This is a genomic window from Burkholderia sp. NLJ2 (genome assembly GCF_049487195.1).
In the GTDB taxonomy this organism is placed as follows: domain Bacteria; phylum Pseudomonadota; class Gammaproteobacteria; order Burkholderiales; family Burkholderiaceae; genus Burkholderia; species Burkholderia pyrrocinia.
Window position 1 is genome coordinate 669,660 of the sequence record NZ_CP137809.1, and the last position, 14,507, is coordinate 684,166.

17 protein-coding genes are annotated in these 14,507 nt (G+C 63.7%); 9 read left to right on the forward strand and 8 right to left on the reverse strand.

Annotation, left to right across the window (positions count from 1 at the left end):
• Positions 1-25 precede the first annotated feature (25 nt).
• The gene (locus tag R9B84_RS19640; protein WP_423760043.1) at positions 26-358 is read right to left on the reverse strand and encodes a hypothetical protein; all 333 of its coding nucleotides are present in this window, start codon (positions 356-358) and stop codon (positions 26-28) included.
• A gap of 32 nt (positions 359-390) precedes the next feature.
• Positions 391-1,896, reverse strand: coding sequence for a hypothetical protein (locus R9B84_RS19645; protein WP_423760044.1), 1,506 nt, complete (start codon positions 1,894-1,896; stop codon positions 391-393).
• A gap of 454 nt (positions 1,897-2,350) precedes the next feature.
• On the opposite strand from R9B84_RS19645, the gene R9B84_RS19650 reads away from it, so the two are divergent.
• Positions 2,351-4,522 (forward strand): hypothetical protein, encoded by a 2,172-nt coding sequence (locus tag R9B84_RS19650; protein WP_423760045.1) that lies wholly within the window; start codon positions 2,351-2,353, stop codon positions 4,520-4,522.
• A gap of 7 nt (positions 4,523-4,529) precedes the next feature.
• Positions 4,530-5,237, forward strand: a complete 708-nt coding sequence (locus R9B84_RS19655; protein WP_423760046.1) for a DUF3142 domain-containing protein — start codon at positions 4,530-4,532, stop codon at positions 5,235-5,237.
• Positions 5,238-5,279: 42 nt separating this feature from the next.
• On the opposite strand, the gene R9B84_RS19660 is transcribed toward R9B84_RS19655, so the two are convergent.
• Positions 5,280-5,654: a gamma-glutamylcyclotransferase family protein gene (locus R9B84_RS19660; protein ID WP_423760047.1), complete on the reverse strand. Its 375-nt coding sequence runs from the start codon at positions 5,652-5,654 to the stop codon at positions 5,280-5,282.
• A gap of 437 nt (positions 5,655-6,091) precedes the next feature.
• On the opposite strand from R9B84_RS19660, the gene R9B84_RS19665 reads away from it, so the two are divergent.
• Positions 6,092-6,382, forward strand: coding sequence for a DUF4148 domain-containing protein (locus tag R9B84_RS19665; RefSeq protein WP_423760998.1), 291 nt, complete (start codon positions 6,092-6,094; stop codon positions 6,380-6,382).
• 66 nt (positions 6,383-6,448) lie between these two features.
• Positions 6,449-6,697: a DUF4148 domain-containing protein gene (locus tag R9B84_RS19670; RefSeq protein WP_423760048.1), complete on the forward strand. Its 249-nt coding sequence runs from the start codon at positions 6,449-6,451 to the stop codon at positions 6,695-6,697.
• A gap of 116 nt (positions 6,698-6,813) precedes the next feature.
• Here the strand turns inward: R9B84_RS19670 and R9B84_RS19675 are convergent, their stop codons facing one another.
• Positions 6,814-7,710 carry a LysR family transcriptional regulator gene (locus R9B84_RS19675; protein WP_423760049.1) on the reverse strand — a complete coding sequence of 299 codons (897 nt, stop codon included), beginning with the start codon at positions 7,708-7,710 and terminating at the stop codon, positions 6,814-6,816.
• A 104-nt stretch (positions 7,711-7,814) separates the two neighbouring features.
• On the opposite strand from R9B84_RS19675, the gene R9B84_RS19680 reads away from it, so the two are divergent.
• The 4 genes from R9B84_RS19680 (at position 7,815) to R9B84_RS19695 (ending at position 10,094) form a co-directional block, all read left to right on the forward strand.
• Positions 7,815-8,957, forward strand: a complete 1,143-nt coding sequence (locus R9B84_RS19680) for a TDT family transporter (RefSeq protein WP_423760050.1) — start codon at positions 7,815-7,817, stop codon at positions 8,955-8,957.
• An 11-nt stretch (positions 8,958-8,968) separates the two neighbouring features.
• Positions 8,969-9,145: a DUF5993 family protein gene (locus R9B84_RS19685; RefSeq protein WP_423760051.1), complete on the forward strand. Its 177-nt coding sequence runs from the start codon at positions 8,969-8,971 to the stop codon at positions 9,143-9,145.
• Positions 9,146-9,155: 10 nt separating this feature from the next.
• Positions 9,156-9,758, forward strand: coding sequence for a disulfide bond formation protein B (locus R9B84_RS19690; RefSeq protein ID WP_423760052.1), 603 nt, complete (start codon positions 9,156-9,158; stop codon positions 9,756-9,758).
• A 174-nt stretch (positions 9,759-9,932) separates the two neighbouring features.
• Positions 9,933-10,094, forward strand: coding sequence for a hypothetical protein (locus R9B84_RS19695; RefSeq protein WP_423760053.1), 162 nt, complete (start codon positions 9,933-9,935; stop codon positions 10,092-10,094).
• A 103-nt stretch (positions 10,095-10,197) separates the two neighbouring features.
• Here R9B84_RS19695 and R9B84_RS19700 read toward each other — a convergent pair whose 3' ends face one another.
• A complete protein-coding gene (locus R9B84_RS19700; protein ID WP_423760054.1) occupies positions 10,198-11,034 on the reverse strand; it encodes an alpha/beta fold hydrolase in 837 nt (278 codons plus the stop codon).
• Positions 11,035-11,322: 288 nt separating this feature from the next.
• A complete protein-coding gene (locus R9B84_RS19705; RefSeq protein WP_423760055.1) occupies positions 11,323-12,156 on the reverse strand; it encodes an oxidoreductase in 834 nt (277 codons plus the stop codon).
• Positions 12,157-12,250: 94 nt separating this feature from the next.
• Here R9B84_RS19705 and R9B84_RS19710 point away from each other — a divergent pair, with 94 nt between their 5' ends.
• Positions 12,251-13,228 carry an AraC family transcriptional regulator N-terminal domain-containing protein gene (locus R9B84_RS19710; RefSeq protein ID WP_423760056.1) on the forward strand — a complete coding sequence of 326 codons (978 nt, stop codon included), beginning with the start codon at positions 12,251-12,253 and terminating at the stop codon, positions 13,226-13,228.
• A gap of 35 nt (positions 13,229-13,263) precedes the next feature.
• Here the strand turns inward: R9B84_RS19710 and R9B84_RS19715 are convergent, their stop codons facing one another.
• Together R9B84_RS19715 and R9B84_RS19720 are read right to left on the reverse strand one after the other, a co-directional pair.
• Positions 13,264-13,899 carry an NUDIX hydrolase gene (locus R9B84_RS19715; protein ID WP_423760057.1) on the reverse strand — a complete coding sequence of 212 codons (636 nt, stop codon included), beginning with the start codon at positions 13,897-13,899 and terminating at the stop codon, positions 13,264-13,266.
• Between the two features lie 321 nt (positions 13,900-14,220).
• On the reverse strand, positions 14,221-14,466 hold the full coding sequence (locus R9B84_RS19720; RefSeq protein ID WP_423760058.1) for a hypothetical protein: 246 nt from the start codon (positions 14,464-14,466) through the stop codon (positions 14,221-14,223).
• Positions 14,467-14,507 lie beyond the last annotated feature (41 nt).

The following is a 14,507-nucleotide window of genomic DNA, read 5'->3' on the forward strand; positions in this document are numbered from 1 at the left end:
ACGGGCGTCGTCGTCATCGCGGCCATCAGCGCTGCGGATGGCATTCCCAGTTGTTGTACGTCGGCCGATCGATCGGCGTGAGCCCCGGAATCATGAACACCGTACAGCCGAAACGCCGCCCCTTGCCGGTCGTCGCGTCGTAACTCACCTTCTGGCCACCCAGCCCGTCCTTCTTCCCGTACTGCACGTTGGCGATCGTGATCTCGTCCGACGACGCCAGCCCGAGCGTCTTCGCGGTCGACGTCTGGACGTCGACCATGTTCATCTGCGTCGTGCCGCACGCGGACAACACGAGGCCGGCGGCCGCCGCGCCCAGCGCGGTCCGCAAGGTGACGGCGCACTGCAAGACCTGCTTCATGACTTCTCCTTCGAATTCCCGGCGCGGCACGATTACGAGCCCGGCGTGTAAAAACTGGACTGGATCTGGCTGCCGACGTTCGTGACGAACGATTGCCAGACGAGCGCCATCGCCCCCGCGGCGTTGACGGCCAGCGCCGGCCATGACCCGTCCTGCGGATCCTGCGTCGACGTGCTCCACGCACCGTTCCGATAGCCGGCCACGAGGAGGACCAACGCGTTCGGTGTGCCCGTGTCCTGCCAGGCGACGGTCACGTTGCCGGCTGGGTCGATCACCAGCGGCGGGTACTGGAGCGCCGCCCCGTTCAGGTGTTCGGTCAGCCGCTGCAGCGGCCCCCAGTTGCCGCTGGCATCGGACACGCTCGCCTGCAGGACCGCGCCCCCTTCCGCCCACATCGCGGCGGCCGCGCCGTTTTCGTTGACGGTCAGCATCGGCGTCGCGATGAAACCCGTCGGCTCCACGATCGCCGGCGCCACCGGCTGCGCGGGCTGCCATCCGGTTCCGGCGGCGTAGCGCTGCGACATCGTGGCGGTGTAGATCTTCCCGCCGGTCACGTCGAGTTGCCCCCAGATCAGCGTGATGTTGCCCTTCGCGTCCATGCCGGCGACCGGCGAGATGATCGTCGTAAACAGGCTCGTGTTCGATACGGCCTGGTTGACGTTGGTCCAGCCGTTGGTCGCGTCGTATGTCGCGGTCCAGAGCGCCGAGTGAGTATGGTTGGTCTGTCGCCACGCCAGCACCGCCCGGCCGGACGACAGGACCGACAGCATCGGCCTCACGTTGTCGGTATCGCCGGTCACCGCGCCCGGCCCGGTCTGCACCGGCATCTGGACCAGCGCCGTCGGCGACCACTGTCCGGCCTGCGTATAGCGTGTCCACGCGATGCGCGTATCGAGCAGGCTGATCGACTGTGTCCATGTCACGAGCGCGTTGCCCTGGCTGTCCATGCCGGCCGAATAGGACGAACCGGCCATGTCCGGCACCAGTGCGACCGGCGTGCCCCATCCGCCATTCGGGGTGTACGGGCGCGCCCACAGGGCGTACGTGTTGGGGCCCGGCGTCCACTCGGTCCAGAACGCGACCGCCTGCCCGCTCGCGTTGCCGACCAGTTGCGGCTGCACCCCGGTCAGCGCGTTCATCGCATGCGAACCGTCGCTCGTGTCGAGCCGCGTCGCGCTTCCCCAGCCCGAGCCCGACACATAGCGCGCGCCCCACATCTCGTTGCCGGTCGTGCCGGCCGTGCCATTGGTCATCCAGGTGGCGAGCGCGTTGCCGCTCGCGTCGATGGTCACGCTGGGCTGCGCTTCCGGCCCCTTGCCGTCCACGGCGGCGGCCTTCGACCATCCGGCCTGCGGCTGCGTGGTCCCGCCGCCCGTCGGCCCGCCGTTCGAACCGCCGCCGGGTGAGGTCGGGCCGGAAGGTGAACCGGGATTGTTCGGCGTCGACAACGACGCGCCGCCGTTCGTGGCGACGTCGTCGCCGCCGCATGCGGACAGCGCGAGCGCGGCTGCCATGACCATCCATGCAAAGGGTTTCATCGGAATCCTCTTTTTTCGCTTTCCGGCGTACTCTCGTCTGCCGTTCGCCGATACGCTGCATCGCATCGATCGGCCGATTGATAAGCAATACTATTGAACAGGCATGAAAACCGGCATCCGTCCGCTCCCGTCATGATCGACTCCGTCGTGCGGATCGATGCGAACACCGCTTTCGGCAGACCGCCCCCGTCGGGCAGCGAGGACGACGACAGGTGCCTGTCGTCGGAGGTCCGTCACTGCCGGCTGCATCTTAATTCAGGCAGTCCGGATTCAAGGTGGCGTTGCGTCTACACTGAGTGGACTTCCATTTCGCCGGCCCGCATTCGACGCGATCGCCGGCCGGCCTGCGCGCGCTCGCGGCCAAGGCGGCCGGTGCGGTACGATACGCGCCGGGGCGAAACGCCTCACCTGAGAGACCCGGCCGCTGCGGCCCCACACCCGGCACAAGAAAAAAATGCCCAGAAACCCATTGCTGCACCGACACCTGTTCGCCGCGCTGGCGGCCAGCCTGCTCTGGATCCCCGGCGCCCACGCCAGCTCGGACGACACTTGCTACGCGCCGGCCACGCTCCGCCAGAATACGTACTCGTGCAGCAACATGCCGATGCTGAGCCCCGCCAACGACACGCGCATCAACGCGATGCTGATGATGGTCGACAGCGCCAAGGTCGCGCAGGTGTTTCCGGACCCGAAGACGATCCCGGCGAAGGACCGGATCAACCAGATCATCGTGCCGTTTCCGCTCGACTTTTCCGGGTGGATCGACATCGGCCAGAAGCAGCCCGACAAGACCGGCAGCGCGACGGATGCCGATACGCCGTCGAACCGGTATGCCGACGGCGAAGGCAGCATCTGCCGCAGCATGAACGCGGGCGCCGATGCGTTCAACGACGCACTGAACGGCGCGAGCGGCGTCCCCGCCGACGAAGCCGCACGCCTGCGCGCGGCGCGCGCCGACATCGCACAGAAGACCTGTGCCGCGGGCGGCGCGAGCGCCGCCTGGACGAAGCCGCCGGTCAAGTCGCCGCTCGGCCAGCAGCTCGCGGCCTACCTCGACGGCACGAACGCGTTCTACCGTGCCGACTTCCTCACCGCGACCAAAGCCTTCGCGAACGCATCGCACAGCGCGAACCCGTGGCTGAAGGAGACCGGGCTCTACATGGTCGGGCGCGCGCAGCTGAACGCCGCGCAGGCCAACGTGTTCGACAACGACAGCCCGACCCCGTCGCGCGCGCGCGTGACGAAGGTGTCGCTCGACGCCGCGAACACGGTGTTCCGCACTTACCTGAAGGTCTATCCGCAGGGACGCTATGCGACCTCCGCGACCGGGCTGTTGCGGCGGGTCGCGTGGCTCGGCGGCAACGTCACGCAGCAGGCCGACCTATACGGCCACGCGCTCGCGCGCTGGTCGCCGGCGACGTCCAACGTGCCGCTGATGCAACTGGCGAACGAACTCGACAGCAAGCTGCTGTTCGGGTCGGACCTCGCCGCGGCCCAGATCCAGTCGCCGACCGTGCTCGCGACCGTCGACCTGCTGCGCATGCGTACGTCGGACAGCAGCAATTCAAGCCGCAGCAAGCCGCTGACGCTGGACGACCTGCAGGCGCAGAAGCCGCGCTTCGCGAACGCGCCCGCGCTCTACGACTACCTGCTCGCGACCTGGTATGTCCAGATCGGGCACAAGCCGGATGCCGCGCTCGAACTGCTGCCGCAGACGCCCGCCGCGCCGCTCGACTACTTCGGCCTGAGCCAGCAGGCGCTGCGCGCGTTCGCACTGGAGGACAGCGGCCAGAGCGACAAGGCCCGCCAGCTGTGGCGCGACCTGATCCCGCTCGCCAAATTCCGCTTCCAGCGCGAGGCGCTGGAACTCGCGCTCGCGATCAACCTGGAGCAGGCCGGGCTCGTCAACGACGTGTTCGCCGACGATTCGCTCGTGCAGAACGCCGCGCTCCGGGCGATCCTGCTGCAGAGCACGGCCGGTGCCGACCTGCTGCGCGCGCAGGCGCAGAACCAGGCGACCGGCGCCGCGCTGCGCGACACCGCACTGTACACGCTGCTGTACAAGGAGCTCACGCGCTCGCACTATGCCGACTTCATCGCCGACGCCGCGCTGGTGTCGGGCACACCTGCCGATCCGTTGAAGCCGTTCATCGCGCCCGGCGCCAAGAACGAAGACGGTTATACGTGCCCGCCCGCACGCGACCTCGCCGCGACGCTGCAGCAGAGTCCGGGCAACGCGAAAGGGCTGAACTGCCTCGCCGATTTCGTGCGCCTTCATCCGCCCGCGGCCGGCCTCGAAAGCGATCCGGTGCCGCTGTGGATGCGCAACGCGTCGTCGACGACCGGCACGCGCGTACCGCCGACGCTCGGCAAATTGCCGTCGCAGTTCGCGGGCAAGCCGTACGAGCGGATGTCGAGCTACGTGACGGTGATGGCCGATGCGCAGGCGGACCCGAACGACCGCGCATACGCGTTCTACCGCGCGATCAAGTGCTATGCGCCGTCGGGCAGCAACGACTGCGGCGGCAAGGACGTGCCGAAGAACACGCGCAAGCGCTGGTTCGATACGCTGAAGGCCACCTATCCGGGCAGCCCGTGGACGCAAAAGCTCCGCTACTACTGGTGAGCACCGCGTGAAGCGCATAACGTGCGTCGCGCTGCTGCTGGCCGGGCGCGTCGCGCTGGCCGGCACCGTCGATCCCGCACAGTACGACACGTTCTGGCTGTGGGCCGGTGTGAAGCCGCAGGCGGTCGTACGCGGCGCGCGTGCCGTCTATGTGCTGCAAGGGCAGATCGAAGCGTCGCCGCGCGACGAATCGCAGGTGCGCGTCATCGCGCAGGGTGTCGCACTGCCGCCCGCGCCGAACGCGCACGTCTGGCTCGTTTATCGTGCGCATACGCTGCGCTGGACGCCGCGCGTCACGCAGATCATGCTGGCGCAGCTCACGCGCTGGCGCGCGTCGGGCCGCACGATCGCGGGCATCCAGATCGACTTCGATGCGCGTACGCGCCATCTGCAGGACTACCTGGAATTCCTGCGCACGCTGCGCGAGACCCTGCCCGCCGATTGCCGGCTGAGCATCACGGGGCTGCTCGACTGGAGCAGCCGCATCGATACCGACCAGGTCAACCAGCTCAGGGGAATCGTCGACGAAGTGGTCGTGCAGACCTACCAGGGGCGCAGCACGATCCCCGACTACGCGGCCTACCTGCCGCGCGTCGCGCGGCTGCAACTGCCGTTTCGGGTCGGCGTGATCCAGGGCGGCGAATGGGACGCGCCGCCCTACCTCGCGGCGAATCCGTGGTTCCGCGGCTACGTTGTGTTCCTGCGCAACAACTAGCGGGCGAACACGCGCCAAGTCGATCCTGCCCGCGAACCGGATTCAGCCCGGGTGCGGCGAACTGGCGTCCACGTACACCCACGCCGCGACACCCGACTCGAGTACGACGCGATCGCGGCGATACGCGTCGACTTCGTAGTCGTCCGCGTGCTGAAGTTCCTCACGGGTGATCACAAACACGGTGCCGGTCACACGGTCGCCGGACTGGCCCGTATAGGCCACCACCGGATGATGGGTCTTGCCGCTCGTCGCGACGACTTCGGGGTCGTCGATCTTCAGCATCGTCATCGCATATCCCGGCATCGCGTCTGCGTGCCCGTCGAGCTTGCGGCCAAAGGTGGCGAGCTGTACCGGTTCGAGTTGCAGCGTGCCATACGAAAACAGGTGTTCGGAGAAAGTCTGTTGGATGCTGGACATGATGATCTCGATAAAAGGATTGGCGCAAACGCAGCGTAACCCGGATCGCCGATTCCCTACGCAGCGCCGAGCGCGATCACGCTCCTACCCTTCGCCGTCCATCGCTTGATGTCTACGTCCACGATGGCGTGAGCGGGAATTCACCGGGTCGATACAGCGCGCCAGCTAGATATATAAAAATGGTATTTCATCAATATTAACAATATATTTATCAAATACCACGGCACACCTTAAGATGCCTCCATCGACACGCAGAACGATATTGACAGGCCCTGATTCTTTAGATCAAGCCAACCTGTCAGTGCGCTGCCCTCCCCACCCCGGCGATTGTCGATAACGGTCAGAATCCTTGCAATTTCGGAATCGATATTTTTATCCAGAACAACATTATGGATACCAAAATTAAATCCAGAAAATCCATCGGAAGTACTCTCGTCATGCTCGCGCTGGCAACCTGCGCAATGAATGTCTCTGCCCATGAAATTACGCGTGACCAAGTTCGGCAGGAATTGATTGAATCAGTCAATAACGGCGCCCGCTTCGTGACTGACACGTCGTATCCCGAAGTGAGCCCCATGTATGCCCACGAAGTCGCCAGATTGCGGTCGGCAAATCAAGCAGCTGTCGCCACGAACACACATGGCGACGTGGGTGCCGGACAACAGGATGACGCACCGGACCCCTGTGTCGGTCCTGCCAGTTTCTGCAACGTCTACTTCGGCAGTTGAACAGGTTCTTGAGCATCCATCGCCGAGTCGGCGAACATCGATCCACTATTTTCACGGAAGAATTGCATGAAATCGCTCATCATCATCGCGCTGGCCGCAACCACGCTTACCGGCGCAACCGCAAGCTTCGCTCAGACCGCGTCGACACACTTGACTCGCGAAGAAGTCTATGCGGATCTGGTGCGCGTCGAGCAGGCGGGCTACCGACCCGCAGCAGGCGACGATCCGCACTACCCGGACGACATCCAGGCGGCCGAAGCAAAAATCGCGGCCCGGCATGCCGCACGTCACGATGTCGTCAACGCCGGTCGTTGATGCAATCGCCCGAGCGGCGCGTCAATGCGAGCGTTCCGTCCATTCCGAACGAGGACTTGATGCGCGCCGCGATCGGGCGCGCGGCGAATCGAAACGTTCCGACGGTTTTCCGACGGCTATCGTGACTTGCGTTTGAACAGTTCCGTCGCGAGGTCGTGAAAGGCACGCGCGCTCGGACTCAGGCTGCGGCCTTTCCTCCAGATCATGTTCAGATTCCGTTCAATCCGCAGTTGCTTGACCGGCAATTGCACCAGCGCGCCAGACGAGAGTTCTTCTGCGACCGTGACACGCGACACCCACGAGATTGCGTTGCCGAATTGCAGTAAATGCTTGATCGCCTCGGTACTACCCACAATCAGCTTCGGTGACAACGTCAATCCCTGCTTCGCATAAGCCTGCTCGACCATGGTTCGTGTGCCCGAGCCCGGTTCGCGCATCACCAGATCGGCGTGGCCGATCGCGTCGGCGGTCAGTAGTCGCTTGCGCGCGAGCGGGTGGGTCGGTGCGGCAACGGGTATCAGTTCGTCCCTCGCGATGACGGTCGCATCGAATGTCGCATCGTCGCAAGGGCCTTCGATCATGCCGATCTGACGGTCGTTGGCAAGAACGGCACGCTCAATGCTCTCGCTGTTCGAAATGCCCAAATCGATCGTGATGCCCGGGTAGCGCGCACGAAATTCGTTCAGCACGGCTGGCAACAGATAGACACCGATCGTCCGGCTGGCGCCGACGCTCAACTGCCCCCGCGTCAGCCCCGCGAATTCGCCGACTGCCGCCTCGGCCGCATTGGCCAGCGAAAAGATCTGTGCCGCATAGTCGGCGAGGAGCCGACCCGCCTCGGTCGGCTGCATGCCGCGCGGCATGCGATCGAACAGCGTCGCGCCCAGCCGCTCCTCCAGTTCACGGATCTCGCGGGTCAGTGCAGGCTGACTGACGTGCAACTGTTCCGACGCCCCGGTGACGCTGCCCGTTTCGACGACCGCAAAGAATGCAGTCAGATGAGTGAAGTTCATAGATATATAAAAATGATATGCCGACGATATGAACAATGTATTTTTATTATGGATCACCGCTACCTAAAATTCAATTCAGCAGTTTCTCGATATGGGAGCGTTCAATGAACAAGACGAAAATGACCGGGCCAGTGCACATCACGGCTCCGCACGGCCTGTCCGAAAAAATCCGTCAATTCACGCCGAACTGGTTCGCCGTGACCATGGGAAACGGCATCGTATCGCTGGTGCTCGCCGGCCTGCCGCTGCACTTTGGCGGACAGCGCGCGCTCGCATCGACGCTGTGGGCCATCGACATCGTGCTTTACCTCGCATTCGCAACACTGTTCGCCGCGCGCGCGATCCGCTTTCCCGAAACGATCGGGCCGTTGCTTCGCCATCCGATCCAATCGATGTTTCTCGGTACGTTGCCGATGGGGCTCGTGCCGATCATCAACGGTATCGTCCTGTTCGCGGGCGGTCGCTTCGGATCGGATGCCTATGCACTTGCATACGCGCTGTGGTGCTTCGATGCACTGTTGTCCGTCGTCGTCGCGATCGGTGTGCCCTTCATGATGTTCACCGAGCAGGCGCATGCGCTCGAGCGCGTGACAGCGGTATTGCTGCTGCCTATCGTCGCACCGGAAGTGGCAGCGTCGAGCGCGGCCACGCTCGCGCCTCATTTCGCCGGTGCGCAAGCACGCGTGCTGATCGGCGCAGGCTATGCGCTGTGGGCAATATCGGTGCCGCTCGCATTCGCCATTTTGACGATCGTGTTCTTCCGGTTCGTCATTCACAAGCTGCCGCATCGCGATCTCGGTCCGTCGACCTGGCTGACGCTCGGCCCGATCGGCACCGGTGCGCTCGGGCTGCTGACGCTCGGTCAAGCCGCACCCGCGGCGTTTGCGGGCACGCAGCTGGCCAGCACGGCAGCGATGGCGCGGGATCTCGGCATCGTCGGCTCGCTGCTGCTTTGGGGAGCGGGACTCTGGTGGCTCGCCTGCGCGATCCTCTTCACGCTGCGCTATTGCCGGGAAGGCCTGCCGTTCAATCTCGGCTGGTGGGGATTCACGTTTCCGCTGGGCGTCTACTGTGCGGCGACGCTGAGCCTGTATCACGCCACCGGTTTCGAGGGGTTCGCGGTGTTCGGCACGTTGCTCGCCGTGCTGCTCGGCGGGTTGTGGGCGATGGTGATGACCAGGACTTGCCGCGGATTCTTACGTGGGAGTCTGTTCCATGCGCCTTGCCTGGCCACCCTTTCCAAATAACGAGGCTAATCATGTTCATCGGGTTTCTTCCATTTCTTTCCGCCACCGTTGCACTTCTGCTTGCCTTGCTGGGGCGCGACAAATCCGCCAGCGCGGCATGGTGGCTCACCACCTTGTTGGTTGCGGTCTGGGCCGCTCATCACGGCTCGCATCATATTCCGCAGTTCGCCACCTACGGCTCCTGGTAAGAGGTCAACAATGAAAGCCAATCGTTTTATCGATCTGCTCGCGTTGTGCGGCGTGAATGCCGTGCTGCTGATCGCGTTTTATTTTCAGTTGGCACACGGCGAGCTACCGTGTTCGCTTTGCAATCTGCAGCGCGTCGCGTTCATGATCCTCGGCGCCGGGCTGCTGCTGAACGTATGGGGAGAAAAACCTTCACCGGCCAATTACGCATTGAGCGCAGTCGGCGCTTTGGTCGGCAGTCTCATCGGTCTGATGCAGATGTTTCTGCATGTGTTGCCCGGCACACTCCCCTATGGCGGGGCAGTGCTCGGGATGCACATGTATACCGCGTCTTACGTCGTGCTGACCGCGAGCATTATCTATTGCGTGCTGATGCTCGCGTTCCAGCAGCGTTTGCAGACGATCGACGTCGGCACGCCTTCGAGCGGTGCGGCACGGTCACTTTTCGTCAAGCTGGCAGTCGCGCTGTTTGCCGCATTGGTGGTCGGGAACCTTGTGTCGGTGTTCGTCGAGACAGGTTTCCATGCACTCTACAGTGATCCGCAACACTACCACTTGCTGTATTGCGGCGATCCGGAGTCGTCGATCAACTCCGCTTCCGCGAGCTGTCGATAATGGATTTGCGCTGGCGCGACGATGGGAACTTGAAAAATTCATCGGCTTGAATGGTAGCCGGCTCTTTCCGCGACGCCCGACATCGCGCGAACGCTGAAGCGGGTCATCGCCCACTACGGCATCTCGATTGGCGACCTCGCGCCGTGTGCCAGCGCAATCGATGAAAAGCAACGCGTGCTGCCGTTCAAGATGGCGGTCAGCACCGGCGACGCGTATTACCTCGTCAGGCCGGAGGATTCCGGCAAGGCCGCGCCGGTGCGCGAACTGCATGCATGCCTCGGCAGCCGGATGCCGCGGCTGACGTATCCGGGCATTCGTTTCAACGGTTTGGGCTGAAGCATGTGGCCGGCGATCCGGCAGCCGTTTCCAACGGCGCTGCCGGACGTCGCCTGCCGTCGATCACGACGCAGCCCGCCGAAGCGGGCATGCGCCGACACCGTTACGCCTGCACGAACGCCAGCAGGTCGGCGTTGAGAACGTCCGCGTTCACCGTCAGCATGCCGTGCGAATAACCCGGGTATGTTTTGAGCGTGCCGTTCTGCAGCAGCTTGATCGACTTCAGCGCGGCATCCGCGATCGGCACGATCTGGTCGTCTTCGCCATGCAGCACGAGCGTCGGGACGCTGATCGACTTCAGGTCCTCGGTCTGATCCGTTTCCGAAAACGCCTTGATACCGTCGTAATGCGCCTTCGCGCCGCCCTCCATCCCCTGCCGCCACCAGTTCCGGATGACGCCCTGATGCACCGTCGCGCCCTCCCGGTTGAAACCGTAGAACGGGCCGCTCGGCACGTCCAGGAAGAACTGTGCGCGATTGTCGGCGAGCGCTTTCCGGAAACCGTCGAACACCTCGATCGGCAAGCCTTCGGGGTTCGATTCCGTTTTCAGCATCAGCGGAGGCACCGCGCTGACCAGCACCGCCTTCGCGACACGACCGGCCGGCTGGCCGTGCTTCGCGACGTAGCGGGCCACTTCGCCGCCGCCGGTCGAATGACCGATATGCACCGCATTGCGCAGGTCGAGCGCTTCGACGACCGCGAACGCGTCCGCTGCGTAATGATCCATGTCATGGCCGTCCGACACCTGCGCCGACCGGCCGTGGCCGCGCCGGTCGTGCGCAATCACGCGATAGCCCTTCTGAACGAAGAAGAGCATCTGCGCGTCCCAGTCGTCGGAAGACAACGGCCAGCCATGATGGAAGACGATGGGCTGTGCATCCTTCGGGCCCCAGTCCTTGTAGAAGATCTCGACGTTATCCTTCGTTGTGACGTATGGCATCGCGATTGACTCCTGTGGTGAGTTGGACGAACACGGCGTACGGCCGAAAGCCATTATCAGCATTTTTGTGAAACCGTGATGCGACGGTGCACCGCACTGCCGACCATCCACTGACGGTGAATGAACGCCTGGAATGCGCACCGCGCCGGTGCGCCCGGACGAGATGCACGGCAAGTCGGACCGACTGTCCATCAAGGTGTTTTCTTGCCGTGCTGCATCGCGTCGACGACGCCCCGTGCGAAACGGGGCATCCGGATTCGTGCGCCCCGCCCGGCCGATCGTCAGCCGTCAGCCGTCCGTCGACACCGTCACGGCCTCCCATGCACGGATTTCCTGTTCCAGTGCCGACAACTTGTCTCGCACCAGTTGCAACGCATCGCTGCCGAGCAACAGATGTGCGGGCGGATGTTCCGCCGCGACGACCGCGAGCATCGCCCGCGCGGCTTTCGCGGGATCGCCCAGCTGCTTGCCGCTCTTCTCCTCGCGCGCCTTGCGGATCGGGTCGAAGATCGCGTCGTAGTCGGCGATCGAGCGCGGCGTGCGCGCCATCGAGCGGCCGGCCCAGTCGGTGCGGAACGAACCGGGCGCCACGGCCGTCACTGCAATGCCGAACGGCTCGAGTTCCTTGCCGAGGGTTTCGGAAATGCCTTCCAGCGCGAACTTGCTGCCGCAGTAGTACGTGATCCCCGGCATCGTGATGTGGCCGCCCATCGACGTGATGTTCAGGATGCGGCCGCGCCGGCGCGCACGCATGAACGGCACGACGGCCTTCATCATCGCGACCGCGCCGAATACGTTCACGTCGAACTGCCGGCGCATCTCTGCCAGCGGCGCTTCTTCCATGATGCCTTCGTGCCCGTAGCCGGCGTTGTTCACCAGCACGTCCACGGGCCCGACGTTCGCTTCAATTTCCGCGACGATGCCGTCGATGCGATCGAAGTCGGTCACGTCGAGCACACGCGCGAAAGCCGCCTGCGCGGACAGCGCTTCGAATTCCTGCGCGGCCTGCGCGCTTCTCACGGTGCCGACCACCGTGTAGCCGGCCGCGAGCGCCTCCTGTGCCAGCGCACGGCCGAAGCCGCTGCTGACGCCGGTGATGAGCATGATGTTGCCGGATGCCATGTTCGCTTCTCCCGAATGTCGATTGAAGCATGCATACTAGTCTGACGATCCACACCGAATAAGCCAGATTCCGCTGATTTTCTTGCACAAAACTATGAGCGCCGAGTCCACCTCCGCCCGACATCCGTCGCTGTCGTCATCACCGCGAAACCGGAAACGCCTGGTCACGCTGCTGCGCACGCTGGCGCCCGACGAAGGCTACAACCTGACGGCGCTGCCGAGCGTGCGCATCCTGCGTTCGAACCGCGCGCTGTCGCGCACGCCGGTCCTGTACGACCCGGGAATCGTGATCGTCTGCCAGGGCTGCAAGCGCGGCTATTTCGGCGGCGAACGCTATCTGTACGACGAACACCACTACCTCGCCGTGTCCGTGCCCGTCCCGTTCAGCATGGAAACCGACGCAACGCCCGAGCGCCCGCTGCTCGCGCTGTATCTGCACCTCGATTTCACGATGGCCGCCGAGCTCGCGGCGCAGATCGACCGCGAAGGCGTGGCGGAACATGTGCAGGCACCCAGGAGCATGATGTCCACGCCGATGGATGAAGCGATGCACGCGTCGGTGCTGCGCTTCGTCGAGGCGATGCAGCGGCCGCTCGAAGCCGCGGTGCTCGGCCCGGCGCTGCTTCGCGAGCTGTATTTCCGCGTGCTGACCGGCGCGCAGGGAAGCGCGATGCGCAGCGCGCTGGCGATGCGCGGGCAGTTCGGCCGGATCGGCCGATCGCTGCGCGTGATCCATGCCGATTACGCGCAGCCGCTCGACGTGTCGCAACTGGCCGACGAAGCCGGCATGAGCGTGCCGAGCTTTCACAGCCACTTCAAGGCGATCACGCAGGTGTCGCCGATGCAGTACCTGAAGTCGACGCGCCTGCATCACGCGCGGCTGCTGATGGTGCGCCAGGACCTGACGGCCGAGGCGGCCGGTTATGCGGTGGGCTATACGAACCCGTCGCAGTTCAGCCGGGAATTCAAACGTCTGTTCGGCCTGACGCCGGCAAAGGAAACGCAGCGCATGCGCGCGAGTTTCGCGATTCCGGAGGCGTTCGAGGATGCGGTTTATGTGTCGTCGCATTGAAGTGCGTCAGCGCCTGACCCCGGCGCACGCTTTAGTCACGCAGCGTCGAGAACCAGACCAGCCAGCGACTTCAGGATGAACGCGGTCACGCCCCAGATGTCCTGCGCCTGATCCGCCCAGTACCAGGCGCCCGCGCGTTCGCCTTCGCTGTATTGCCGTGGCAGATCCGGATTCAGCAGCGCGGAGAACGGGAACTCGAAGATCTCCTCGACTTCGGCCGGCGCCGCTTCCCATTCGGCCGTTTCCGGCACGATGCCGATCACGGGAAAGATCGCGTGATGGCGCTTTCTGGTTTTATGAATCGGCAGGCACCCGACCACCCGGATCGCGCCGGGCTCGAGGCGAATTTCCTCGAATGCTTCGCGCAATGCAGTCGCGCCGATGTTGCTGTCGGACTCCGCCGGACGTCCGCCAGGGAAACTCACGTGCGATGAATATTCGCTGAGCCCTGACGAACGCTTGGTCAACAGGATCGTCGGCTCGCGCCGCGCGACGATCGCCACCAGGACGGCCGAGAATTTCCACTGTCCGTCGTTGTCCGCGAGGGTTTGCCTCGCCGTGGGCCAATCCGTTTCGGCCGGGATCCGGAAGCGTTCCACGCCGCGTACGATCGTCTCCAGGGCGCTGCTGTCGGGTGCCATGTCTTCCACCAGATCAATGTCTAGGAACATCCATCAAAATCCAAGTACCCCCCGACAAATCAGCCGCTTACATCATCAACCCGTCCAATTCCCTCTAACACCATCCAGCGCAATCCAGTGCCTCTCGATGGGCTGCATGATGGGCCGAAAAACAATGCTAACCGACAAACAAGTCAAAGCGCTCAAGCCATTCGACAAACCAGTTTTCGACGGCAAAGTAACCGGACTTCGACAACCCAAGCCAAAGCACCTCTCGCAGACTGCCACTGTAACGTCACGCAGAGTCACTAGTGCTTACCCATGCTGCAACGCTTGCTGAACCTGTGAAAGCAGCCAAAGCACAAGCCAGATTCATGCAAGATACATCCACGAACGATGCCTCACGTTCGGGGCACAAATCCAAGCCGTGCGCACCCATGCTGCAACCAATGCGATCTGCACACAGAGTAGCGGCACCAAAAAGATATTCGGCGTCGGTAATTGAACCACGTACCTGACACAGGCATTGATCAGAACCATGGTTGCTCCCATGGGGATACCGAGTCCCCACCAGACCTTCCAGAGTGGTTCATTACCGGCACAAGCATTCTTCAGCATTGAATCTCCCCAACGGCTCTGTATGCATGCCACCTCACGCG

Excerpts from the sequence above, each read along its gene's own strand:
- R9B84_RS19670 (WP_423760048.1), top strand. The coding sequence starts at position 6,449 with ATGAAATCGCTCATCATCATCGCGCTGGCCGCAACCACGCTTACCGGC.
- R9B84_RS19710 (WP_423760056.1), top strand. The coding sequence starts at position 12,251 with ATGAGCGCCGAGTCCACCTCCGCCCGACATCCGTCGCTGTCGTCATCA.
- R9B84_RS19690 (WP_423760052.1), top strand. The coding sequence starts at position 9,156 with ATGAAAGCCAATCGTTTTATCGATCTGCTCGCGTTGTGCGGCGTGAAT.
- R9B84_RS19640 (WP_423760043.1), bottom strand. The coding sequence starts at position 358 with ATGAAGCAGGTCTTGCAGTGCGCCGTCACCTTGCGGACCGCGCTGGGC.
- R9B84_RS19645 (WP_423760044.1), bottom strand. The coding sequence starts at position 1,896 with ATGAAACCCTTTGCATGGATGGTCATGGCAGCCGCGCTCGCGCTGTCC.
- R9B84_RS19700 (WP_423760054.1), bottom strand. The coding sequence starts at position 11,034 with ATGCCATACGTCACAACGAAGGATAACGTCGAGATCTTCTACAAGGAC.
- R9B84_RS19720 (WP_423760058.1), bottom strand. The coding sequence starts at position 14,466 with ATGCTGAAGAATGCTTGTGCCGGTAATGAACCACTCTGGAAGGTCTGG.
- R9B84_RS19660 (WP_423760047.1), bottom strand. The coding sequence starts at position 5,654 with ATGTCCAGCATCCAACAGACTTTCTCCGAACACCTGTTTTCGTATGGC.
- R9B84_RS19650 (WP_423760045.1), top strand. The coding sequence starts at position 2,351 with ATGCCCAGAAACCCATTGCTGCACCGACACCTGTTCGCCGCGCTGGCG.
- R9B84_RS19705 (WP_423760055.1), bottom strand. The coding sequence starts at position 12,156 with ATGGCATCCGGCAACATCATGCTCATCACCGGCGTCAGCAGCGGCTTC.
- R9B84_RS19675 (WP_423760049.1), bottom strand. The coding sequence starts at position 7,710 with ATGAACTTCACTCATCTGACTGCATTCTTTGCGGTCGTCGAAACGGGC.
- R9B84_RS19665 (WP_423760998.1), top strand. The coding sequence starts at position 6,092 with ATGCTCGCGCTGGCAACCTGCGCAATGAATGTCTCTGCCCATGAAATT.
- R9B84_RS19680 (WP_423760050.1), top strand. The coding sequence starts at position 7,815 with ATGAACAAGACGAAAATGACCGGGCCAGTGCACATCACGGCTCCGCAC.
- R9B84_RS19715 (WP_423760057.1), bottom strand. The coding sequence starts at position 13,899 with ATGTTCCTAGACATTGATCTGGTGGAAGACATGGCACCCGACAGCAGC.
- R9B84_RS19685 (WP_423760051.1), top strand. The coding sequence starts at position 8,969 with ATGTTCATCGGGTTTCTTCCATTTCTTTCCGCCACCGTTGCACTTCTG.